Annotated in this window: 22 protein-coding genes and 1 tRNA gene; 10 read left to right on the top strand and 13 right to left on the bottom strand. The window is 67.5% G+C overall.

The genetic code is table 11. The annotated features are described in order from the left end of the window. Nucleotides 1-5 precede the first annotated feature (5 nt). Together ssb and ACP7C5_RS12880 are read left to right on the top strand one after the other, a co-directional pair. Nucleotides 6-572, top strand: a complete 567-nt coding sequence (ssb, locus tag ACP7C5_RS12885) for a single-stranded DNA-binding protein (RefSeq protein WP_426264543.1) — start codon at nucleotides 6-8, stop codon at nucleotides 570-572. 32 nt (nucleotides 573-604) lie between these two features. Continuing rightward, on the top strand, nucleotides 605-2,128 hold the full coding sequence (locus ACP7C5_RS12880) for a sensor histidine kinase (protein WP_426264541.1): 1,524 nt from the start codon (nucleotides 605-607) through the stop codon (nucleotides 2,126-2,128). 37 nt (nucleotides 2,129-2,165) lie between these two features. On the opposite strand, the gene ACP7C5_RS12875 is transcribed toward ACP7C5_RS12880, so the two are convergent. The 5 genes from ACP7C5_RS12875 to ACP7C5_RS12855 all read right to left on the bottom strand — a co-directional run bounded on the left by ACP7C5_RS12875 (nucleotide 2,166) and on the right by ACP7C5_RS12855 (nucleotide 6,364). Next, a complete protein-coding gene (locus ACP7C5_RS12875) occupies nucleotides 2,166-2,552 on the bottom strand; it encodes a response regulator (RefSeq protein WP_133191210.1) in 387 nt (128 codons plus the stop codon). A gap of 68 nt (nucleotides 2,553-2,620) precedes the next feature. After that, the gene (metW, locus tag ACP7C5_RS12870) at nucleotides 2,621-3,217 is read right to left on the bottom strand and encodes a methionine biosynthesis protein MetW (RefSeq protein ID WP_189676538.1); all 597 of its coding nucleotides are present in this window, start codon (nucleotides 3,215-3,217) and stop codon (nucleotides 2,621-2,623) included. After that, a complete protein-coding gene (locus ACP7C5_RS12865) occupies nucleotides 3,214-3,639 on the bottom strand; it encodes a GNAT family N-acetyltransferase (RefSeq protein WP_426264538.1) in 426 nt (141 codons plus the stop codon). Before ACP7C5_RS12865 ends, metW begins: the two co-directional genes overlap by 4 nt. Then, nucleotides 3,636-4,769 carry a homoserine O-acetyltransferase MetX gene (gene metX, locus ACP7C5_RS12860; protein ID WP_426264536.1) on the bottom strand — a complete coding sequence of 378 codons (1,134 nt, stop codon included), beginning with the start codon at nucleotides 4,767-4,769 and terminating at the stop codon, nucleotides 3,636-3,638. The genes ACP7C5_RS12865 and metX overlap by 4 nt, the downstream gene beginning before the upstream one ends. A 26-nt stretch (nucleotides 4,770-4,795) precedes the next feature. Beyond that, nucleotides 4,796-6,364 (bottom strand): flavin monoamine oxidase family protein, encoded by a 1,569-nt coding sequence (locus tag ACP7C5_RS12855; protein WP_426264534.1) that lies wholly within the window; start codon nucleotides 6,362-6,364, stop codon nucleotides 4,796-4,798. A 96-nt stretch (nucleotides 6,365-6,460) separates the two neighbouring features. Between ACP7C5_RS12855 and ACP7C5_RS12850 the strand changes: the two genes are divergently transcribed. Continuing rightward, nucleotides 6,461-7,369: a prephenate/arogenate dehydrogenase family protein gene (locus ACP7C5_RS12850; RefSeq protein WP_426264620.1), complete on the top strand. Its 909-nt coding sequence runs from the start codon at nucleotides 6,461-6,463 to the stop codon at nucleotides 7,367-7,369. Between the two features lie 109 nt (nucleotides 7,370-7,478). Here ACP7C5_RS12850 and ACP7C5_RS12845 read toward each other — a convergent pair whose 3' ends face one another. From ACP7C5_RS12845 to ftsE, 4 genes are read right to left on the bottom strand one after another with little or no spacing between them, the layout of a single operon-like run. Beyond that, the gene (locus tag ACP7C5_RS12845; RefSeq protein ID WP_133191222.1) at nucleotides 7,479-8,189 is read right to left on the bottom strand and encodes a lysophospholipid acyltransferase family protein; all 711 of its coding nucleotides are present in this window, start codon (nucleotides 8,187-8,189) and stop codon (nucleotides 7,479-7,481) included. Beyond that, nucleotides 8,186-8,722 carry a YdcF family protein gene (locus ACP7C5_RS12840; RefSeq protein WP_322161519.1) on the bottom strand — a complete coding sequence of 179 codons (537 nt, stop codon included), beginning with the start codon at nucleotides 8,720-8,722 and terminating at the stop codon, nucleotides 8,186-8,188. The genes ACP7C5_RS12845 and ACP7C5_RS12840 overlap by 4 nt, the downstream gene beginning before the upstream one ends. Beyond that, nucleotides 8,719-9,612: a cell division protein FtsX gene (locus ACP7C5_RS12835; RefSeq protein WP_426264533.1), complete on the bottom strand. Its 894-nt coding sequence runs from the start codon at nucleotides 9,610-9,612 to the stop codon at nucleotides 8,719-8,721. Before ACP7C5_RS12835 ends, ACP7C5_RS12840 begins: the two co-directional genes overlap by 4 nt. Beyond that, nucleotides 9,609-10,316: a cell division ATP-binding protein FtsE gene (gene ftsE, locus ACP7C5_RS12830; protein ID WP_133191228.1), complete on the bottom strand. Its 708-nt coding sequence runs from the start codon at nucleotides 10,314-10,316 to the stop codon at nucleotides 9,609-9,611. Before ftsE ends, ACP7C5_RS12835 begins: the two co-directional genes overlap by 4 nt. Before the next feature lie 165 nt (nucleotides 10,317-10,481). Between ftsE and ACP7C5_RS12825 the strand changes: the two genes are divergently transcribed. Further along, on the top strand, nucleotides 10,482-11,189 hold the full coding sequence (locus ACP7C5_RS12825; RefSeq protein ID WP_426264531.1) for an MJ0042-type zinc finger domain-containing protein: 708 nt from the start codon (nucleotides 10,482-10,484) through the stop codon (nucleotides 11,187-11,189). On the opposite strand, the gene ACP7C5_RS12820 is transcribed toward ACP7C5_RS12825, so the two are convergent. Next, nucleotides 11,161-12,519, bottom strand: a complete 1,359-nt coding sequence (locus ACP7C5_RS12820; RefSeq protein WP_426264529.1) for an MATE family efflux transporter — start codon at nucleotides 12,517-12,519, stop codon at nucleotides 11,161-11,163. The genes ACP7C5_RS12825 and ACP7C5_RS12820 overlap by 29 nt on opposite strands. Before the next feature lie 110 nt (nucleotides 12,520-12,629). On the opposite strand from ACP7C5_RS12820, the gene ACP7C5_RS12815 reads away from it, so the two are divergent. The 6 genes from ACP7C5_RS12815 (at nucleotide 12,630) to ACP7C5_RS12790 (ending at nucleotide 18,415) form a co-directional block, all read left to right on the top strand. Then, a tRNA-Leu gene (locus ACP7C5_RS12815) sits at nucleotides 12,630-12,716 on the top strand. A 157-nt stretch (nucleotides 12,717-12,873) separates the two neighbouring features. Continuing rightward, complete coding sequence (locus ACP7C5_RS12810) at nucleotides 12,874-13,947, top strand: type III polyketide synthase (RefSeq protein WP_426264527.1); 1,074 nt, start codon at nucleotides 12,874-12,876, stop codon at nucleotides 13,945-13,947. Then, nucleotides 13,944-14,630 carry a methyltransferase domain-containing protein gene (locus tag ACP7C5_RS12805; protein ID WP_133191234.1) on the top strand — a complete coding sequence of 229 codons (687 nt, stop codon included), beginning with the start codon at nucleotides 13,944-13,946 and terminating at the stop codon, nucleotides 14,628-14,630. The genes ACP7C5_RS12810 and ACP7C5_RS12805 overlap by 4 nt, the downstream gene beginning before the upstream one ends. Beyond that, entirely contained in the window at nucleotides 14,609-15,727 is a 1,119-nt protein-coding gene (locus ACP7C5_RS12800; RefSeq protein WP_426264526.1) for an NAD(P)/FAD-dependent oxidoreductase, read from the top strand. The genes ACP7C5_RS12805 and ACP7C5_RS12800 overlap by 22 nt, the downstream gene beginning before the upstream one ends. A 16-nt stretch (nucleotides 15,728-15,743) precedes the next feature. Then, entirely contained in the window at nucleotides 15,744-16,166 is a 423-nt protein-coding gene (gene msrB / locus ACP7C5_RS12795; protein WP_426264525.1) for a peptide-methionine (R)-S-oxide reductase MsrB, read from the top strand. Nucleotides 16,167-16,222: 56 nt separating this feature from the next. Next, nucleotides 16,223-18,415: a transglycosylase domain-containing protein gene (locus ACP7C5_RS12790; RefSeq protein ID WP_426264524.1), complete on the top strand. Its 2,193-nt coding sequence runs from the start codon at nucleotides 16,223-16,225 to the stop codon at nucleotides 18,413-18,415. Here the strand turns inward: ACP7C5_RS12790 and ACP7C5_RS12785 are convergent. From ACP7C5_RS12785 to ACP7C5_RS12775, 3 genes are read right to left on the bottom strand one after another with little or no spacing between them, the layout of a single operon-like run. After that, nucleotides 18,391-19,065, bottom strand: a complete 675-nt coding sequence (locus ACP7C5_RS12785; RefSeq protein ID WP_426264523.1) for a M48 family metallopeptidase — start codon at nucleotides 19,063-19,065, stop codon at nucleotides 18,391-18,393. The two genes, ACP7C5_RS12790 and ACP7C5_RS12785, sit on opposite strands and share 25 nt — an antisense overlap. Continuing rightward, the gene (locus ACP7C5_RS12780) at nucleotides 19,062-19,493 is read right to left on the bottom strand and encodes a YcgN family cysteine cluster protein (protein ID WP_133191243.1); all 432 of its coding nucleotides are present in this window, start codon (nucleotides 19,491-19,493) and stop codon (nucleotides 19,062-19,064) included. The genes ACP7C5_RS12785 and ACP7C5_RS12780 overlap by 4 nt, the downstream gene beginning before the upstream one ends. Beyond that, nucleotides 19,490-20,083: an SCO family protein gene (locus ACP7C5_RS12775; RefSeq protein ID WP_426264522.1), complete on the bottom strand. Its 594-nt coding sequence runs from the start codon at nucleotides 20,081-20,083 to the stop codon at nucleotides 19,490-19,492. The genes ACP7C5_RS12780 and ACP7C5_RS12775 overlap by 4 nt, the downstream gene beginning before the upstream one ends. Between the last annotated feature and the right edge of the window lie 81 nt (nucleotides 20,084-20,164).

Below are 20,164 nucleotides of genomic sequence, written 5' to 3'. Positions count from 1 at the left end.
GGGATATGGCGGGCGGCAGCGTCAACAAGGTGATCATCGTCGGCAATCTCGGGCGCGATCCCGAGAGCAAGTCGTTCCAGAATGGCGGCAAGGTCGTGAACCTGCGCATCGCCACGTCGGAGACGTGGAAGGACAAGAATACCGGCGAGCGCAAGGAACAGACCGAATGGCATTCGGTCGCGATCTTCAACGAGGCGCTCGGCGGCGTCGCCGAGCGCTATCTGCGCAAGGGCTCGAAGGTCTATATCGAGGGCGCGCTCAAGACGCGCAAATGGCAGGATGCCAGCGGTAACGACAAATATTCGACCGAGATCGTGCTCCAGGGCTTCAACGGCGTCCTAACGATGCTCGACGGCGCGCCCGGTTCGGGCGGCGGCGGCGGCGGCGGTGGTGGCGGCCAGCGCGACGATTTCGGCGGGAATGACGATTTCGGCGGCGGCGGCGGCGGTGGTGGCGGCTACGGCGGCGGTCAGCGCAGCGGTGGCGGCGGGGCACGCGGCGGCGCGCCTGCCGGCGGCGGTGGCCAGCGTGGCGGGTTTGCCGACGATCTGGACGACGACGTACCATTCTGAACCGGGAGCGACCTGTCGCGTTGATGTCGGACATGACCCAAACTTCCCAACCGCCATTGCCGGTTGCACCCGGCTGGCGGATCGACGAGCGTGTGCGCGCTGCGGCGATTGCCGAACACGATATCGAGTCGCTCCGCGACGATGCGGCCTTGCGCCGCATCACCGATTTCGCCGCGGCGTTGTGCGAGGTTCCGGTCGGCCTGGTCAGCATCGTCGAGGCCGAGCGCCAGACCTTCTTGTCGCGCACCGGACTCGATCTGACTGAAACACCGCGCGAAATGTCGTTCTGTGCGTATGCGATGCGCGAGGACGACATCATGGTCATTCCCGACGCGACGCAGGATCCGCGGTTCGCCGACAATCCGCTCGTCATCGATGGACTCGGCATCCGATTCTACGCGGGCGTGCCGCTGGTGCGCGACGACGGCATTCCGCTCGGATCGCTCTGCGTGATCGACACCGTTCCGCGCGCCGGGCTGACCGCGCTGCAGCGCCAGGGCTTGAAGGTGCTCGCCGAGGATGTGCTGCGGCGGCTTGGCGACAGTCGCTCGGCTGCCGCCTCGCGCGCGGCGATCGGCGACAGCGAGGGGCGCTTCCGCACGCTTGCCGACACGATGCCGCAAATGGTGTGGTCGACTCAGCCCGACGGCTTCCACGATTATTACAATGCGCGCTGGTACGAGTTCACCGGAGTCCCCGCCGGATCGACCGATGGCGAGGGTTGGGCGGGCATGTTCCATCCCGACGATCAGGACCGTGCCTGGGCCGTGTGGCAACATTCGCTCGCTACCGGAGAGCCGTACCAGACCGAATACCGCCTGCGCCGCCACGACGGCCAGTATCGCTGGACGCTCGGCCGCGCGCTGCCGATCTTCGACGATACCGGGGCGATCGTCCGCTGGTTCGGCACGTGCACCGACATCCACGAAGCCAAGCTGGCAAGCGAAGAGCGCGAAGTCGTCGCGCAGGAGCTCAGCCACCGCATCAAGAACATCTTTGCGGTGATTTCGGGGCTGATCGGCTTTTCGGCCCGCGCAAATCCGGGCTTTGCCACTGTTGCCGACGATTTGCGCGCGCGTGTCATCGCGCTTGGCCGCGCGCACGATTTCGTCCGGCCGCACAGCGCGCAGTCGCGTCCGGTGGCCGATCAGACGAGCCTCCAGGGCCTGCTCGCCGAGCTGTTCGAACCCTATCAGTCGCGCACTGCGTCGCGCATCACGATCAGTGGCGATGACGTCGCGATCGATGACCGTTCGGCCACGCCGATCGCGTTGCTGTTCCACGAGCTTGCCACCAACGCGACCAAATATGGCGCCTTGTACAACGATAACGGTGCGATCCTCGTCCACAGCCGCCGCGTCGGTGACCGGATCGTGATCGAGTGGCGCGAGCGTGGCGGGCCGATGGTGCAAGCGCCGGCCAAGACCGGATTCGGCTCGCAGCTGATCGAATTGAGCGCAGTTCGCCAGCTCGCCGGGACCGTGGCGCAGCGCTGGGAGCGCAGCGGGCTGGAAGTCGAAATCACGCTGCCCGAAAGCTCGCTCAGCCGGAACTGAAGCGCATGGCTGGCCCGGCAGGCCGAGCCCTCACAGCTCAGACGAGCGGAATGAAATCCGCGTGCTCCACCACGTCGAAGTCTGTCGTGGCGGCGGCTGCTGCGGCAAGGATCGCATCGGCGCGGAACGGCTTGCGAACATAGCCGACGGCACCGCTCGGATGGGCGATCTGACCCGGATTTGCCGTGACGAAGATGACCTTCACACCATAGTCGTGTGCGAGCGTTCGCGCCAATTCAGGGCCGGTCGGACCGTCGCGGAGATTGATGTCGACCAGCGCGAAACTGCAGTCCTCGGCAGCATCGAGCGCGCCCGAACGATCCGCGGCAATGGCTTTCACGGCATAGCCCGCGTCCATCAGAATCCGCTCGAGGTCGAGCGCGACGAAAATCTCGTCTTCGACGATGAGGGCAGTGGCGGGCATGACCGTGCGGACCTTGGTTGTGTTACGAAACCAAGAAACCCCGCATCGGACGCTTTGGTTCCTCGCGCTTACGCCGGTTTGCGCAGCAGAAAGACGGCATGTTCGGCCAGGATGTTGGCCGCTGCGGTCCCGGTACGTTTGTCGCCCGACAGGAACCACGCCCCTTCGACGACGATTCCGCGCTCAGCCACGAAGCTGCGGAAATCGTCGATCGTGACGTGATGGATGTTGGGCGTGTCGTACCAGCGCTCCGGCAAGAGCCGCGTCACTGGCATCCGGCCGCCCCACAGCAGCGACATCCGCACGCGCCAATGCGCGAAGTTCGGGAACGACACGAACGCCTGGCGGCCGACGCGGAGCAGATGATCGAGCACCACATCAGGGCGCTTGGCGGTCTGCAACGTCTGGCTGAGGATCGCGTAATCGAAGCTCGCCTCCGGATATTCGGCGAGATCCACATCGGCATCGCCCTGGATCACCGACAGCCCGCGCGACACTGCGGCCGCGACATTGCCGGCATCGAGCTCGAGCCCACGCGCATCGACGCGCTTGGTATCGCGCAGCGCGGCCATCAGCGCGCCATCGCCGCAGCCGACGTCGAGGATCCGCGTGCCGGGCGCAACATGCTCCGCGATGATCGCGAGGTCGGGGCGGAGCGCGGTCATGCGCGCAGCGCCGCGGCGAAGGCGGGGTCGAGCCGCTCCATATAGCGTTCGGGTCGGAGCGGGGCGTGGAAGCCGATCGCTTCGTAGACGCCGTGCGCGTCGGCGGTGACGAGCGCGATCCGCCGTATTCCCCGATAGTCGGGATGGTCGACGAACCATTGCACCATCCGCCGCCCCAGTCCCTGCCCGCGTGCCGCGGCGTCGATCCACACATCGGCGATCCAGGCAAAGGTCGCGCGATCGGTGATGGCGCGGGCATAGCCGACCTGTACGCCGTCGCGGTACGCGCCGAGACAGTGCGACCCGGCGATCGTCCGGTCGACCAGATCGCGCGCGATTCCCGGCGACCAGTAACTCGAGGCCAGCCAGGCGTGGATCTGTGCCACGTCGAGCTCGCTCTTGTCGTCGGATAACGTGATCATTCGCCAGCCCTCAGGAAGCCGTTGACGACACGATTCATCTCGGGCGCTTCGAGCAGGAAGGCGTCGTGGCCGTACGGGCTCGACAGCTCGACGAAGCTGACCGGCGCGCCGGCGGCGTTCAGCGCATGGACGATCGCGCGCGATTCGGCGGTCGGGTACAACCAGTCGGTGTCGAAGCTGACGAGGCAAAAGCGTGCCTTGGTCGCGCGGAAGGCGTTGGCGAGCTGCCCGCCATGCTCGCCCGCCAAGTCGAAATAATCCATCGCCCGCGTAATGTAGAGATATGAATTGGCGTCGAAGCGATCGACGAAGCTGATCCCCTGATGGCGCAGATAGCTCTCGATTTGGAAATCGGCGTCGAAGCCGAAGCTGATCGCGCCGTCGGGCCGGTCGGGGCGCGCCTGCAGCCGGCGGCCGAACTTCTCGGTGAGGCCAGCCTCGGACAGATAGGTGATGTGCGCCGCCATCCGCGCGACCGCGAGCCCCGCCGCGGGCGGGTCGCCCGCTTCGTAATAGGCGCCGCCGCGCCATTTCGGATCGGCCATCACCGCCTGGCGTCCGACTTCGTGGAACGCGATGTTCTGCGCAGTGTGCCGCGCGGTCGAGGCGATCACCACGGCGGCGCGGACACGGTCGGGGAAGGTCGCGGGCCAGCTCAGCGCTTGCATCCCCCCCATCGACCCGCCGACAACGGCGTGCAGCGTCGCGATCCCAAAATGATCGAGCAGCAGCGCTTGCGCGCGCACCATGTCGCGGATCGTGATGACGGGAAAGCTCATCCCCCACGGCGCGCCGGTCGCCGGGTTGATCGTCGCGGGGCCCGACGAACCCATGCAGCTCCCCAGCACGTTCGCGCAGACGATGAAGTGCCGCGCGGGGTCGATCGGCTTGCCCGGGCCGACCATCCGCACCCACCAGCCGGGCTTGCCCGTCACAGGATGCGCCGAGGCGACATGCTGGTCGCCCGTCAGCGCGTGGCAGAGCAGGATCGCGTTGCTGGCGTCGGCGTTGAGCGTGCCATAGGTCTCGTAGGCGATCTCGACCGGCGAGAGCAGCACCCCGCCATCGAGCCGGAGCGGCCCCGGCAGGCTGACATGGCGGGCTAGCCCGAAACGCGGATCTTCGCTCATGGCCTGCGGTTAGGCCCGCGCAGGGCTCAACTCAAGCGGCGCGCATGCGCGCGCCCTGCGATGATCGTCTGCGCCGCCAGCCGCCCGGTCTGCGCGCTGCCGTTCATATAGCCGGGATAGGCGTCCGACAGATGCTCGCCGGCGAACAGCACCGGACCCGACGGAACCGGCGCCTTCGCCATGCCATCGACCTCGGTCCAGATCAGCCGGCCGAAGCGCGTCAGCTGGCCGGGGCGGAAATTGACATAGGCGCCCATCGACAGCGGATCGCGGTGCCAGGTGCTGCGCCGCGCGAACGCACTCGTCGCCGCGGTGATCCCGGGCAGCCCGGCCTCGGCCTGACCGGCAAAGCGCTTGGCCAGTGCGGCGGGCTCGGGCGTATCGGCCGCTGCGACCTCGGCGCCACCGAGGAACCACGTCCACACGTCGCCGCTCGCGCCGCGCCCGCGCACGCTACCGTCCCACCCGCTGGCGACGCCACCGCGCGGATTGGTCTGCCAGATCTCGCCGCCGCGGCCCATCACCTTGTCCCACGGCCGCGCGTTCATCCCGGCCTGGACCTTCATGTTCACGCCAAGCCCGACCTCGGCGATGAAGCGCGTCCACAGCGGCGGCAGCGGAATGCGGAAATCAATCTTCCGCGTGACCGACGCTGGCGTCGTGACGATGACGTTGGCGGCATCGACGGTCTTGCCGTCCGAAAAGACGATCCGCACGCCGGGGCCGAACGGGTCGACCCGCGTCACGCGGCGGTTGGTGGTGATTCGTCCGGTGAGCCGCGCCGCCATCGCCGCGATCAGCGCGCTGCTGCCGCCCTCGATCAGATAGCGTTCGTCGCTGCGGCTGAGCACGTCGATCCGCCGCCCTGAGATCGACGGCAGGTTGAAGACCAGCTCGATCGCCGAGGCCTGCCCCGGCTCGGCGCCATATTCTGTCCGCGCGGTCGCTTCCATCAAGCGGCGGACCCACGGCTCGGGCATCAGCGCGGCGTGCTTGTCGAGATACGAGGTGAAGCTCATCGCATCGAGCTCGAGTGCGACCTTGGCGTAATTCTGGTCGAGCCGCACCGAATCGGCGTCGATCTGCCCGGCGATCCCGCGCAAGGCACCGGCAAGCTTGCCCTCGGGGACTTCCTTGCCGTCGCTCAGGATGACGGTGCGATGCGGCGCGCCCTTGCGGTCGAGCAGCGACAGACCGAATTCGCGCGCGAGGGTGTGCATGTCGGCATGGTCGGTGTTGACGAGCTGCCCGCCCGCCTCGACCGTCGGCTTGCCGGGTTCGCGCGCGGTGTACATGCGCCCGCCAAGCCGCGTCCGCGCCTCGTAGAGCTGCGCATCGATCCCGGCTTGCGTCAGGTGCCAGAGCGCGGTCAGCCCGGCGATCCCGCCGCCGATGATCGCCACCGGGCCGCCGCCCGGCGCGGCAAAGGCGGGACGTGGCAGCGCCGCCGCCGCCCCAGCCGCGCCTAGCGCCAGCAACACCGCACGCCGCGTCTGGCCGGTATCGCCCGCCACCGGCGGGGCGATCCCCGCCTCGCTCAGATTGGCCTGTCGCGCCGCCTCGAGCGCATGCCAGACCGTCTCGCCACCCCGCATTCCCGTCTCCTGCTCGCCGTCTCCTAGCAGGCGCGCGCGACAACGCCAGAGGCGCAAACCTTGCCATGACGCCAGCGATCCGCCATGCGCCGCGCCATGCTGCCCTTCGCCCGCGTCACCATCATCGGGATCGGCCTGATCGGATCCTCGATCGCGCGCGCCACGCGTGCCGCGATGCCAAGCGTCGCGCTGACCGGCTACGACGCCGACGCCGATGTGCGCACGACCGCCGAGCGGCTCGACATGTTCGACGATGTCGCGAGCAGCAGCGGGGCTGCGGTGATCGACGCCGATCTCGTCATCCTGTGCGTGCCCGTCGGCGCGATGGAAGCCGCCGCGCGCGATTTCGCCGCCGATCTTCCCGCCGACGCCGTCGTCAGCGATGTCGGCAGCTGCAAGGCCGAAGTCGTCCGCGCGCTGACAGCAGCGTTACCGAACGCGACGATCGTGCCGGCGCACCCCGTCGCGGGGACCGAGCGCAGCGGGCCCGAAGCGGGGTTCGCGACGCTGTTCCACAAGCGCTGGTGCATCCTGACGCCACCCGAGGGCACCGATGCACTCGCAGTCGAGCGCGTCGCCGAATTCTGGCGGCGGCTGGGTGCCGAGATCGAGACGATGGCGCCCGACCATCACGACCGCGTGCTCGCGATCACCAGCCATTTGCCGCATCTGATCGCCTATACGATCGTCGGCACCGCGTCGGACATGGAAGAGGTCACGCAGTCCGAAGTGATCAAATATTCGGCGGGCGGCTTTCGCGATTTCACGCGCATCGCGGCGTCGGACCCGACGATGTGGCGCGACGTGTTCCTCGCCAATCGCGAGGCGGTGCTCGACATGCTCCAGCGCTTCTCGGAGGATCTGTCGGCACTCCAGCGCGCGATTCGCTGGGGCAAGGGCGACGAGCTGTTCGATCTGTTCACCAAGACGCGCGCGGTACGCCGCGGGATCATCGAACAGGGGCAGGACGACCCAGCGCCCGATTTCGGGCGCACGCACGAATAGCGGTTTCGACTCCCCCCGCCGTCACCCTCGCGAAAGCGAGGGGCCCGCTTCTTCTTCTAGGCGCGGGCCAGGCAGCGGGATCCCCGCTTTCGCGGGGATGACGGGGACTTCAGCCGCGCGGCACATCCAGCGCGTTGATCGCGGCGTGGACGCGGCGCTCGGCTTCCTCGCGCGGCAGCCCCGGCGGGATCGGGTCGCCGAAGCGGAACGTCACCGTTCCCGGCACCTTCGGCCCATGCTTCGGCCACACCAGCCCGCTGTCGATCGCCACCGGCACCACCGGGATCTTGAGCATTTGATACAGCCCGGCGAACCCTGCGCGCAGTTCGGGCTGTTCGCCCGGCTCGACGCGCGTGCCCTCGGGGAAGATCAGGATCGAGCGCTTCGCCGCCAAGGCCGCACGCGCATCGCGCAGCATCCGCCGCAACGCGCCCGCCGACGCCTCGCGATCGACGACGATGACGCCATAGCGCTTCGCCGCCCAGCCCCACACCGGAATGTCGGTCAGTTCCTGCTTCATCACGATCGCGGGGTTGCGCAGCATCCGCCCGAGCTCGAGCGTCTCGTACATCGACTGGTGCTTCGCGGCGTACAGCACCGGCGCGCCGCCGAACGCCATATCGCCGAAGCGCCCGCCCTCGATCCGCTGATCGATCCTGAGGATGTGGCGCGTCGTCCAGCCGTGCCAGCGCGTCCAGAAATGCGTGTGCGCGACGAGCGCGCGCCAGCTGATCAGTGCCGAGATCGGCGTCGTCAGCACAATCGGCACCGATCCGCCGTAGAATAGCAGCTTGAACAGCAGGTTGCGCAACGCGGTCATGTGGCGGCCCCGATCAGCAACGCGACGCGCCGCACCAGCAATTTGTTGTATTCGCCGATCAGCAGCCGATAGCGCGGGCTGCTCGGCACGCCGTCGCCGATCACGCTCGCATCGCCGTCGAGCGCATTCACGAGCTCAAGCCTGGCGCGTGCGAGGTGCCAGTCCGACGTGACCAGCCGCACCGAGGTGTATTTATGGTCGCGCACCCAATCTGCGGTTTCCTCGGCGTTCGAGCGCGTATCGACGGCTTCGTGGCCGAGATCGATGCAGCAGCGGAACAGCGCCGGGCTGACGCGATATTCGTGCGCCAGCTCACCCGGCTTCACTTCGGGCGCGACCCCACTGATCAGCATACGCTGTCCAGCATGCGCCTTGAGCAGGGCCAGCCCGCGGTCGATCCGCCCTGCCCCGCCAGTCAGCACGACGATCGCGTCGGTCTTGGGCCCGTCAACCGGGGCGGGCATCGTCTTGAGGAAGATCGCAAAGCCGATCGCGTAGAGCAGGGCCAGCACGGCGAGGAAACGCAGGATCATAGATATTTGCCGAGCGTACCGAGCACCGCCTGGCGCGCGGCGAAGGTCGCAAGCAGGGCAAACGCGATCGGCAATCCGGCGAGCACGATCCAGTCGCGCACACCGAGCGTCAGGCCCGCGAGCAAATCCGAGCCAAGCGCGCGCAATTGCCAGCCGATCACGCCGACCATGACGAAGGCGAGCGCGGTCCCGAGCAACCCGCCGACCAGCGTATCGAGCGCGATCCGGCGCTGGAACAGCCGTGCGACCTGGACGTCGGTCGAGCCCAGCATATGGAGCACCTCGATCGTCGCACGGTGCGTTTCGAGCCCCGCGCGCGCCGCAAGAATCACCACCGCCGCGGTCGCCGCCGCCATCAGCAGGACGAGTCCGCCGGCCAGCCACGTCACCATCGCCATGAAATCGCGCACCGGCGACATCCAGCTTTCATGCCGATCGATCCGCGCCGACGGCGCGACGCGCCGGACCGCAGCGCGCACGCGCGCCACCGCGGCGGCATCCGCCACACCCAGGTCGACATCGATCATCGCGGGGATCGGCAGATCGGGGTCGGCCGCGTCACTGCCGAGCCAGGGCCGCAGCAGCGTCGCAAGCTTGGCATGATCGACTTCGACCGCGCGCGTCACGTCGCGCGTCGCCTTGAGCGCGGCCAGCGCGCGCGCGGCCTGGTCGATCCGCTTGGCCTCGACCGGCTCGACGATCTGGACGGTGAGCCGCCCGGCAAGCTGGCGATCGAGCAACGCCGCCGCGCCGAGCGTCCCCAGCCCGAGCGCTGCCGCCAACACCGTCAGGAACAGCATGATCGCCATGATCCACGTCATCACCCGCGTACTGTGGCTCTCGTCGAGCAAGCGCCGGTCGGCGGTCGAGGCGATCAACGCGACGCTCATTCGCCGTTCGCGGGCGGCGGGAAGCGCAGCGACCCGGTCGGATCGAGCAAGCGCCCCTTGTCGAGCCGCATCATGTGCGCGTTCTGGATCCGCCCGAGCAGGTGGAAATCGTGCGTCGCGACGACGACGGTCGTGCCGAGCCGGTTGAGCGAATCGAACAGATGCAGCAGCCGCTCGGCCATGTCGGGATCGACGTTGCCGGTCGGCTCGTCGGCGACGAGGATTTCGGGCCGGCCGATCACTGCGCGCGCGATCGCGACGCGCTGCTGCTCGCCGCCCGACAGCGTTTGCGGCTTGGCGGTGATGCGGTCGCTGAGGCCCACCCAGTCGAGCATTTCGCGCACCGGCGCATCGATATCGCTTTCGGGAACGCCCGAAACACGCAACGGCAGCGCGATATTGTCGAACGCCGAAAGATGCGGCACGAGCCGGAAATCCTGGAAAACGACGCCGATCCGCCGGCGGAACCCCGGCAGCCGCGCGCGCGGCAGCGTCACCGCATCCTCGCCGAACAGCCGGATGTTGCCGCGCGTCGGGCGCTGCGCGAGATAGAGCAACCGCAGCAGCGAGGTCTTGCCAGCGCCCGACGCGCCGGTCAGAAAATAGAACGCGCCACTCGACAGGGTGAAGCTGACATCGGTCAGCGTCTCCTGGCTGGTGCCGTAGCGTAGCCCCACATTCTCGAACTGGACGATATTCGCCATGGTGGCGCGTGTTGCTCGCTTCTGATCGTATGCCCCAGTCCTGCATCGCACGATCCGCCACGCCGCCACAAGCGGGCACGCGTCGCGGCGCTTGCAGCCGATCTGCGAAAGGCGTAGTTTTCGCGATACGTTGCCAGCGGTCGGCAACGGGGCCAAAGCCGTATCATGATCCTCGAATGTACCGAGTGCCACACGCGTTACCTCGTTCCCGACACTGCGATCGGGCCCGATGGGCGCACCGTGCGCTGTGCCAGCTGCAAGCATAGCTGGTTCCAGGAGGGCGTTGCCGCAGAGACTGCGGACACGCGCAGCGAAGCGCCCGTCGCCGTCGAAGCCCCGCGAGTCGAAACGCCGGTGGCCGATACGTCGCCGCCCGTCGAGCAGCCTCTCCCGGTCGAGCCCGCCGCGCCCAGCTACGACGCCTTTGACCACGCACCACCGTTTCGCGCGCGGCGTAACCCGGCAAAGCGTGCAACCGTCGCTGCGCTCGCCGCGGGCGTCGTGATGCTCGCCGCGTTCGGCGGCATCGTCTATTCGGGCGCCCCCGGGCTCGCGCGCGACCTGTTCCAGCCCAATGCCGGCACCCCGCTCAAGATCGTCAGCAAGCCGATCGACCAGCATGTCTTCAACGGCAACGAGATCTTCGCGGTCAGCGGCACCGTGCTCAACCCGACGGATTCGCCGCAGCCCGTGCCCGACATCCGCGCCGATCTGCGCGATTCGCAACGCCGCATCGTCTTCAGCTGGATGATCCGGCCCGAGGCCAATACGCTCGCGCCGCGCGGCAAGCTCGAATTCAACAGCGCCAAGCTCGACGTGCCGGTCAACGCCAAGGAACTGGTGCTCAGCTTTTCCGGCGAAACCGCGCGCTGACCAGCGCGAAGCGCGCGCCGTGGAGCACGGTCGCGGCGACCATTCCGATTCCCGAGGCATAGACCAGCCCGATCGGCCCGGCGCCGTGATGGACCAGCAACCAGCCAGCACCGCCGGTGATGAGGAAGAAGGCGACGATGCTGTTGATCCCCGTCACCACCTGATCGCCGAGCGAACGCAGCGTGTAGACGATCACGACCTGCACCCCGTCGAACAGGATGAACGGCGCCCAGACCGGTAGCATCGCCAGCGCCACGCCGTGGACGCCAGCAGCGGCGGGGAACAGCGCGACGATCGTGCCGCGTCCGAGCACGATCAGGATCGCCAGCACGCCTGTCGCCAGCGCCGCCAGCGCCATCGCGATCAGCGCGCGCGGAATCGCCAGTGCCGGAGTCTCCGCACCAACCGCATTGCCGGCACGGACCCCGGCGGCTGATCCGAGCCCCAACGCGACGCCGAACACGACATTGTGGACCGCAAAGACGATCTGGAAGGCGTGCGCGGTTACCGCACCGAAATCGGTCGACAGCGCGATCAGGATCGAGAAGCCGGCGAGCTCGAGCCCCGAGGCGAGCGCGGGTACGATCCCAAATCGCGCAAGGCCCCCCGCCCCGCGCAGTGCCGTCGTCCACGCCGCGCCCGAAAGATCTCGCACGCCGCGTTCGCGGGCCTGCGGGACGGTCCACGCCGCGCCCAGCATCGCCGCCGCGCCGAGCGATGACGCCATGGCCGTCGCGAGCGCAGCCCCCACCGCGCCAAGCGCGGGAAAGCCGAGATGCCCGCCCGACCAGGCCCAGGCGAGCAGCGCATTGATCGGTAGCACCGCGAGGTTGACGCCCATTACACGACGCGGTCGCGCAATGCCTTCGAGAAAGAAACTTGCCGCGATCATCGCCAGTTGTGTGGGATAGCAGAGCGCCATCACCCGCACTACGCGCGCCGCCGGATCGACCAGCGCCGGCGCCACGCCGATCGCCGCCAACAACCGCTCGGCGAACAGTCCGAAGCCGAGTGCGCCGCCGAGACCCAGCAACACCGCCAGCACGAGCCCGGCGCGCAACGTCGCCCCCGTCTCGGGCGAATCGTTCGCGCCGTCCGCTCGAGCAGAGAAGACCAGCGTTCCCGACAGCCAGGCGAGCCCGCCGACGATCGTCACGAAGGTCAGCGCACGGCTCGCGCCAAGGGCTGCGACCTGATCGGTGCCGGTCAGCCCGACGACCACAATGTCGGTCACGCTCAGAATCGTCCAGTTGAGGCTCGTCAGCATGACCGGCCACGCAAGCGCGAGAATGCGGCGCGTTTCGTCGAGCAGGGGGCGGTGGCGCGGCATCCCGCGCTGCTACTCTGAACGCAATCGATGCGATAGGCGTTGCACTCCCCGAAAGCCTTTGCTAGGGGCGCTCGCCTACCAGCTGCCGGGTTCGCCCGGCGATGTTACGTGCGGCCGTGGCGGAACTGGTAGACGCGCAACGTTGAGGTCGTTGTGGGCGAAAGCCCGTGGAAGTTCGAGTCTTCTCGGCCGCACCACTTTTTCTGGAAATCGCTGCCACGCACGGGACACCGTGACGTGGCGGTCGATCCTTTCCGGCAAGTCTCATGGATTCTACGGCCTCTTGCGGATCGTACCGACTGGCGTAGCGTTGTCTCCGAACCGGACGTACCGCCGGCCCTGTGAAAGCCTCGCTTGCCTAGCACCGCTCATATCATCGCGATCGGCACCGCCGTTCCGGATCACGACATTCATCATGCCTTTATCGACTGGGCGCGTGCGCGTTTGCCCGACACGCGATCGGCGAAGATCTTCGACCGGATGGCGGGGCGCGCCGGTATCGGGCATCGTTGGTCCGTGCTGCCGATCGGGGACGATGGCGGGTCGCCCGTCGATATGGGTGGCTTCTACGCGCGCGATCTGCTGCCCGGCACTGCAGAACGCATGCAACTCTACGCGCAATACGCCCCTGCGCTCAGCCTCGCCGCGATCGATGCGCTACGGGCCCAAGTCTCACTCGACGGCATTACCCACCTGGTCGTCGCGAGCTGCACCGGCTTCGTGGCCCCCGGGATCGACCAGATCGTTGCCGCGCGACTCGGGCTCGATCCGTCGGTCGAACGACTGCTGGTCGGGTTCATGGGCTGCTACGCCGCTGTCGCGGCCTTGCGCAGCGCGCGCCACATCGTGCGCTCGGATCCTGCTGCGCGCGTGCTCGTCATCTGCGTCGAGCTTTCGACGCTCCATCTTCAGGACACGCCTGCGCTCGAGCCCCTGCTCGCAATGCTGCAATTCGGTGATGGCGCGGCCGCAGCATTGGTCACCGCCCAGCCGCAAGGTCTCTCGCTCGGCCAGCCCTTCGCAACCACCCTCCCCGATTCGGCAGAGCTCATTCGCTGGGACATCACCGATCGCGGCTTTGCGATGCATCTATCGGGCGAAGTCCCGGCGCGTATCGCCGCCGGATTGAGCGACCCAGTCTTCGCCGCCGCCGCGACCGGGGGGCGCGCACCCGCCGATATCGATGGCTGGGCGATCCACGCGGGGGGTCGCTCGATCCTCGATGCGGTCGAGACGAGCCTTGCCTTGCCCGCCGATGCGCTGACGGAATCGCGCGGCGTGCTCGCCGACAATGGCAACATGTCGTCAGCGACGTTGATGTTCGTGCTCGCGCGTTTGCTCGCCGGGCCACCGATTCGTGAAGGCGTAGCGCTCGCGTTCGGCCCCGGCCTCGCCGCCGAAGGGTTTGGCTTTCGGAGCGCCGCATGATGCTCGAGCGGCGCGCCATCGCCGAAGAGCTGATGGATGCCGATGATTTGGCGCCCGACATCTATGCCGCGGTCGTCGGCGATCTTGCCAAGGTGAACGTCGTGACGATGGCGGCGCGACCGACACTCGACTTCCTGCGCCGCGGAACCAAGGGGCGCCCCCACCTCAAGCTGCTCGACGTCGGCTTCGGGGATGGCGACATGCTGCGGCGAATCGCGCGCTGGGCAGCGCGGCGCGGAATTGCGGCCGACCTTGTCGGTGTCGACCTCAACCCGCGCAGTGCGCTTGCCGCGGCTGCCCACACGCCGGCCGATCTGCCCATTCGCTACGTGAGCGGCGACTATGCCGATCTTGCCGGGCAAGGCTGGGATTTCGTCGTGTCGAGCCTCGTGGCGCACCATATGGACCACGATCAGCTGATCGCCTTCCTGCGCTTCATGGCGGTGGAGAGCGCGCGCGGCTGGCTGGTTAACGATCTCCACCGCCACGGCTTCGCCTATCGGGGATTCCCCCTGCTCGCGACGCTCGCGCGCTGGCACCGAATCGTCCGGCACGACGGTACCCTGTCGATCGCTCGCTCGTATCGCCCGGCGGAATGGCCCCCGATCCTCGCCGAAGCCGGCGTATCCGCGCGTGTCTATCGCGCCTTCCCGTTTCGGTTATGCGTCGAACACCTGCGCTGATCCTCGGCGGCGGCCCCGCGGGCGCGAGCGCCGCGATTGTGCTTGCGCGCGCTGGAGCGCCGCATTTGCTCGTCGAGCGAAGCCGCGAGACGGGCGATGCGATCTGCGGCGGTTTCCTGAGCTGGCGCACGCTCGAATCCCTCGCACGGCTCGGCGTTGCCCCGGACGCGCTCGGTCCCGCGCGCGTGACCACGGTACGCGTGCTTTCGGGCAGCCGCGTCGTCGAGACACGCCTCCCACGCCCGGCGCATGGCGTGTCGCGGCATTTGCTCGACACGGTAATGCTGAAGCGCGCGATCGAAGCTGGCTCGGCGGTCGAGCGCGGGGTGACCGTGCGCGGCGTCGATGGCTTGACGGCACGGCTCGACGACGGTGCGGATCTCGCCGCCGACACGCTGTTCCTCGCCAGCGGCAAGCATGACGTCCGCGGCGCGGCACGCCCGGCTGCGGCGCGTGGCAGCGATCCCGTACTCGGCTTGCGCGTGCGTATTCCCGCGGCGCCCGGGCTCGACGCCCTGATCGGCGAGTCGATCGAACTCCATCTGTTCGACCGCGGCTATGTCGGCATCGTACGGCAGGAGGACGGGAGCGCGAATTGCTGCCTCGCGGTCCACCGCTCGGCGTTGATCGAAGCGGGCAGCCCCGCCGCCTTGCTCGACCAGCTCGGGCGCGACCATCCGCGGCTCGGCGAACGCTTCGCGTATCGCAGCGGCAGCGAAGCGATCGATGCAATCGCCAATGTCCCCTATGGCTGGCGCGCGCTCCACGGCGCGCCCGGGCTTTTCCGGCTCGGCGACCAGGCTGGCGTCATCCCGTCGCTCGCCGGCGAGGGCATGGGCATCGCGATCGCCAGTGGCATTCGCGCAGGCCATGCCTATCTAGGGGGCGGTGCGGCAGCTGCCCCCGGCTTTCAGCAGGGATTTGCGCGCGCCACCGCCAGACCGATCCGTCTTGCCGGGCTCGTCCGCGATGCCGCTGAGCGCCCGGCCCTCACCGGGTTCGCGCTTCCGCTGCTGCGGCAGATCCCGGGACTGATCGAGATTATCGCCTCTTTGACCCGGATCGGCCATTCCCGGCTTGACCGGACGCCCAGCTAATTGGAAAAACCTCCGCATGGATCACATCACCCTGTCCGAAACGGAGTGGCGCAAGAAGTTGAGCCCCGAGGCCTATCACGTGCTCCGCGAAGCCGGCACGGAGCGCGCCTTTTCCGGCCATTACGACAACAACAAGGCTGATGGCATCTATCGCTGCGGCGGATGCGCACTGCCGTTGTTCGATTCGGCCGACAAATATGATTCGGGATCGGGCTGGCCGAGCTTCACCCAGCCGATCTCGCCCGAGCACGTCATCGAGCATAGCGATGTCAGCCACGGCATGGTTCGCACCGAAGCGCGCTGTGCGCGCTGCGACGGCCATCTCGGCCATGTCTTCCCCGACGGCCCGCCGCCGACCGGCCTGCGCTATTGCATGAACTCGCTCAGCCTCGACTTTCGCGCCCGGGAGAGTGCCGGCAGCGACGAGATGAAGGACTAAGCTAGCCGGCTACGGCTTGTCGGGGTGCCCGGCAAAGCCTAACGCTACGCTGCTTCATGGCCCGCTCATCCGCTCCTTCGCCCCGCTCCAAACGCGCGCCTGCCTGGCGCCGTTGGAGCGTCTTTGTTCTCCAGCTTGGCGCGGGGTTCGCGGTACTCGGGGCGATCGTACTCGCGATCACCGTCTATGTGTCGGAAGGGCAGTTGCCGAGCTTTGATGCGTTGAAATCGTCGCCCAACGGCCAGATGATCCGCGTCCACGCCGCCGACGGCACGGTGATCGTGTCGATGGGGCCGAGCTATGGCGAATGGCTGCCGTATGACCGCATCCCCAAGGTGATGCGCGACGCGATGATTTCGGTCGAGGATCGTCGCTTCCGCTCGCATATCGGGGTCGACCCGATCGGGATGGTGCGCTCGATCCAGGTTCGCATCGAGCGCGGGCATTGGCGCCAGGGCGGATCGACGATCACGCAGCAGATTGCGCGCAACATCTTCCTCAATTCGAACAAGCAGTGGGGCCGCAAGGTCCGCGAGGGGATCCTCGCGCTCGCGCTCGAACGCAAGTTCAGCAAGGACGAGGTGCTCGAGCTCTACCTCAACAAGGTTTATTTCGGCGGCGGCGCGTACGGGATCGATGCCGCATCGCGCAAATTCTTCGGCCACGGCGCCGATCATCTCAGCCTGACCGAGGCGGCGGTGATCGCGGGGCTCGTCAAGGCGCCTTCCAATTACTCTCCGACCGCCGATATCGCGGCTGCGCGCGGTCGTGCCGGAGTCGTGCTCAAGCTGATGCAGGAAACCGGCGTGATCACGCCGGCGCAAGCCGACGAGGCCGAGATCGACAAGGTCGCCTTCGTCCCCGAGGCGCGGCAGAACAGCGTGCGCTATTTCACCGACTGGGCGCTCCCCCAGCTCGAAATGCTGATCGACGAGACGCAGCGTCCGCTCGAAGTATGGACCACGCTCGACCTCAACATGCAGCGCGCCGCCGATGCCGCGATCCAGCAGAATGCTCCGCGCGGCGCGCAAGGTGCACTCGTCGCGATCGACCGCGATGGGGCGGTGCGCGCGATGGTCGGCGGGACGGATTATGTCAGCTCGATCTACAATCGCGCGACGCAGGCGATCCGGCAGCCCGGGTCGGCGTTCAAGCTGTTCGTGTATCTCGCCGCGCTCGAGGCCGGGCATAAGCCTGAAGATTCGATCGTCGACGAGCCGATCACGATCGATGGCTGGAGCCCTCGCAACGATTCGCGCCGCAACAGCGGTGCAGTGAGCTTGCGCACGGCGTTCGCGTATTCGCTCAACACCGTCGCCGCCAAGCTCGGTCAGGAAGTCGGCTTCTCGACCGTCGCCGACATGGCACGGCGCTTCGGCATCACCACCAAGGTCAACACGCATCCCTCGATGGTGCTTGGCACCTCCGAGGTCCGTTTGCTCGACATGACGCGCGCTTTTGCCAGCGTCGGCAACAAGGGCGTCGCGGTCACGCCGTACGGCATCACCAAGGTGACCGCCTCGGGCGAGACGATCTACGCGCAATCGGTCGATACCAGCCATGTGCTGGTCGCGCCCTATGTCGCTGCGGAAATGACCGACTTGCTCCAGACGACGGTCAATACCGGCACTGGCAAGGCTGCCCAGATCGGACGCCCGGTCGCGGGCAAGACCGGGACGACGACGTCGAGCAAGGATGGCTGGTTCCTCGGCTTCTCGAGCGGCCTCACCACCGGTGTGTGGATGGGGCGTGACGATGCCAAGCCGATCGCCGGGCTCCACGGCGGCACGGCGCCGGCCAAGGCGTTCGCGGCCTTCATGCGGACCGCGGTCGCCTCGCGCCCGGTCGAACAGTTCGATACCAAGGTGACGCTACCCGAATACCAGCTTGAACCCGACCAGGAATCGTATTTCGGCGAGGCGGATAACGGCCTGTTCGTCGACGAGAACGGCAATCCAGTCGATTCGGGACGCGCGACGTCGGCTGAGCCGCAAGTCGATGCTGACGGCAATCCGATCGTGCCGCGCAGTGCCGATCCGCGCATCACTCGCGGATCAGATACCCAGCCGCAGACCGAGCAGAACCGCCCGGACGATACCCAGCGGCTCGATCAGGGCTGGCTCGACCATGTCCTCGGACGCGATGCCCCCCGCCCTGCCCCCAATCCGAATCGCGTCCCGCGCGATCGACCGGCGATGACGCCGCCCGACCGCTATGACGAGCGTCAGGATTCGCGGCCGACCCAGTGAAGCGCCGCGCCGTTGGCGCGTAGCCAGCGGCGCGATTCGTCGGGATCGCGTTCGTCGAGCATTTCGAGCACGCGGTAGAAGCGCGCGCTATGGTCCATATGGAGCCGGTGCGCGACTTCGTGCGCTACTGTCGAGCGGCGGACGAAATCGGGCATCAGGATCAACCGCCAGCTGTAACGGATTGTCCCAGACGAGGCGCAGCTTCCCCAGCGCGTCTTGGGATCGCCAACCGCGACCTTGGTGACGGTAACGCCTGCCCGATCAGCGAACTCGTCGGTCTCCGCGCTCAACACCCGTAGCGCTTCGCGCTTGAGCCAAGTCGCGATCCGTCGCGACACGCCATCGCGCGTACCCCCGCAGTGCAAAGTATCACCGACGCGCTTGAGCGTTCGGGATGCGCTCGGCTCCCAGGCGATCGTCAGGCAAGCGCCACCGAACGGGATCGTCCCACCGGGTTCGAACGGCTGCGCTTGTGGCAAACGCGCGCGTTGCTCGGCGATCCACTCGGCCTTTTCCTCGGCCCAGGCGAGCGCCTTCTTGAGCGGCGCGCGCGGCGGCAGGACCAAGCGTACGCGTCCGGTCGCGCTATCGACCGACAGTCGCGCGCGCCGCGCTCGCGCGTTGCGGACGACCTCGATCGCGCTGCTCACAATTCGCGGTCGACCAGATGATATTCGAGCTCGCCGGCGTCATCTTCCGATATCGTCCAGCCGCGCACCGATTGCCCGGCGCGGTGCACCGACTCGCGGTCGCCCGACACGAGATAATGCCAGTCGTGGAGCGGCTCGTCGGCGGCGCGCAGACGATAGGCGCAGGTCGCCGGCAGCCAGTCGATCGTGCGGACATTGTCGCGGCTCAATCGCACGCACTCGCTGACATAGGCGTGGCGATGTTTGTAATTCGAGCATTGCGCCGTCGCGCGATCGAGCAGACGGCACGACACGTTCGTCGGCAGCAGCTCGCCCGTCTCCTCATCCTCGAGCTTGTGGACGCAACATTTGCCGCAGCCGTCACACAAGGCTTCCCACTGCCCGCGATCGAGCGTGTCGATCGGTTCTTCCCAGAATTTTCCGCTCATTTCACCCACCGGTCGAGCTCGGCCGCGACATCGCTCGGCGTCTTGTCCGCGGGCAGGAGGACCACCGGCTTGCCAGCCGGATCCATCAGCACCGCGAAGCGGCTGTGCGCGACGAGATACGCGCCCTCGGCATTGGGTTTCTCGAGTTCGACGGTGACGCCGTACCCCTTGGCGACCGCGGCGATGGTTTCGGGCGAGCCGGTCAGCCCGACCATTCGCGAATGGAACGCCGCGACATAGGGTTTGAGCACGGCGGGCGTATCCCGCTTCGGATCGACCGAGACGAAGATCGGCACGACCGTTGCCGCCCGCTTCGCATCCTGCGCCTCAAACGCACGCAGCCCCGCGCCGATCGTCTGGAGATCGGTCGGGCACACATCGGGGCAGAAGGTGTAGCCGAAATACAGGATGCGATAGCGACCGGCAAAGTCGCGATCGCTGCGCGGCTTTCCGTCCTGATCGATCAGTTGGAACGGGACACCGATCTTGACCCCGTCGAGCGGGGCGCGGGTCGGGGCGGGAGAGCCGCTACAGCCGACCGTCGATACGGTCAGCAACAGCGCGCACAGCGTGCGGGCAATCTGGTTCATGGCATCGCCAGCCATGATCTGTTAGTCCGATCGGCGCAAGCTTTTGAGCTTTTCCCGATCGCATCGCTCGACCTAGCCAGG

Source organism: Sphingomonas sp. PWP1-2, from assembly GCF_049898305.1.
In the GTDB taxonomy this organism is placed as follows: domain Bacteria; phylum Pseudomonadota; class Alphaproteobacteria; order Sphingomonadales; family Sphingomonadaceae; genus Sphingomonas; species Sphingomonas glacialis.
Note: the sequence above shows the minus strand (reverse complement) of the source record. Positions and strands in the feature narration are given on the sequence as shown.

Bases quoted from the DNA above. Each gene is read 5' to 3' on its own strand.
- ssb (WP_426264543.1), top strand. From the start codon at position 6: ATGGCGGGCGGCAGCGTCAACAAGGTGATCATCGTCGGCAATCTCGGG.
- ACP7C5_RS12880 (WP_426264541.1), top strand. From the start codon at position 605: ATGACCCAAACTTCCCAACCGCCATTGCCGGTTGCACCCGGCTGGCGG.
- ACP7C5_RS12875 (WP_133191210.1), bottom strand. From the start codon at position 2,552: ATGCCCGCCACTGCCCTCATCGTCGAAGACGAGATTTTCGTCGCGCTC.
- metW (WP_189676538.1), bottom strand. From the start codon at position 3,217: ATGACCGCGCTCCGCCCCGACCTCGCGATCATCGCGGAGCATGTTGCG.
- ACP7C5_RS12865 (WP_426264538.1), bottom strand. From the start codon at position 3,639: ATGATCACGTTATCCGACGACAAGAGCGAGCTCGACGTGGCACAGATC.
- metX (WP_426264536.1), bottom strand. From the start codon at position 4,769: ATGAGCGAAGATCCGCGTTTCGGGCTAGCCCGCCATGTCAGCCTGCCG.
- ACP7C5_RS12855 (WP_426264534.1), bottom strand. From the start codon at position 6,364: ATGCGGGGTGGCGAGACGGTCTGGCATGCGCTCGAGGCGGCGCGACAG.
- ACP7C5_RS12850 (WP_426264620.1), top strand. From the start codon at position 6,461: ATGCTGCCCTTCGCCCGCGTCACCATCATCGGGATCGGCCTGATCGGA.
- ACP7C5_RS12845 (WP_133191222.1), bottom strand. From the start codon at position 8,189: ATGACCGCGTTGCGCAACCTGCTGTTCAAGCTGCTATTCTACGGCGGA.
- ACP7C5_RS12840 (WP_322161519.1), bottom strand. From the start codon at position 8,722: ATGATCCTGCGTTTCCTCGCCGTGCTGGCCCTGCTCTACGCGATCGGC.
- ACP7C5_RS12835 (WP_426264533.1), bottom strand. From the start codon at position 9,612: ATGAGCGTCGCGTTGATCGCCTCGACCGCCGACCGGCGCTTGCTCGAC.
- ftsE (WP_133191228.1), bottom strand. From the start codon at position 10,316: ATGGCGAATATCGTCCAGTTCGAGAATGTGGGGCTACGCTACGGCACC.
- ACP7C5_RS12825 (WP_426264531.1), top strand. From the start codon at position 10,482: ATGATCCTCGAATGTACCGAGTGCCACACGCGTTACCTCGTTCCCGAC.
- ACP7C5_RS12820 (WP_426264529.1), bottom strand. From the start codon at position 12,519: ATGCCGCGCCACCGCCCCCTGCTCGACGAAACGCGCCGCATTCTCGCG.
- ACP7C5_RS12805 (WP_133191234.1), top strand. From the start codon at position 13,944: ATGATGCTCGAGCGGCGCGCCATCGCCGAAGAGCTGATGGATGCCGAT.
- ACP7C5_RS12800 (WP_426264526.1), top strand. From the start codon at position 14,609: ATGCGTCGAACACCTGCGCTGATCCTCGGCGGCGGCCCCGCGGGCGCG.
- msrB (WP_426264525.1), top strand. From the start codon at position 15,744: ATGGATCACATCACCCTGTCCGAAACGGAGTGGCGCAAGAAGTTGAGC.
- ACP7C5_RS12790 (WP_426264524.1), top strand. From the start codon at position 16,223: ATGGCCCGCTCATCCGCTCCTTCGCCCCGCTCCAAACGCGCGCCTGCC.
- ACP7C5_RS12780 (WP_133191243.1), bottom strand. From the start codon at position 19,493: ATGAGCGGAAAATTCTGGGAAGAACCGATCGACACGCTCGATCGCGGG.
- ACP7C5_RS12775 (WP_426264522.1), bottom strand. From the start codon at position 20,083: ATGAACCAGATTGCCCGCACGCTGTGCGCGCTGTTGCTGACCGTATCG.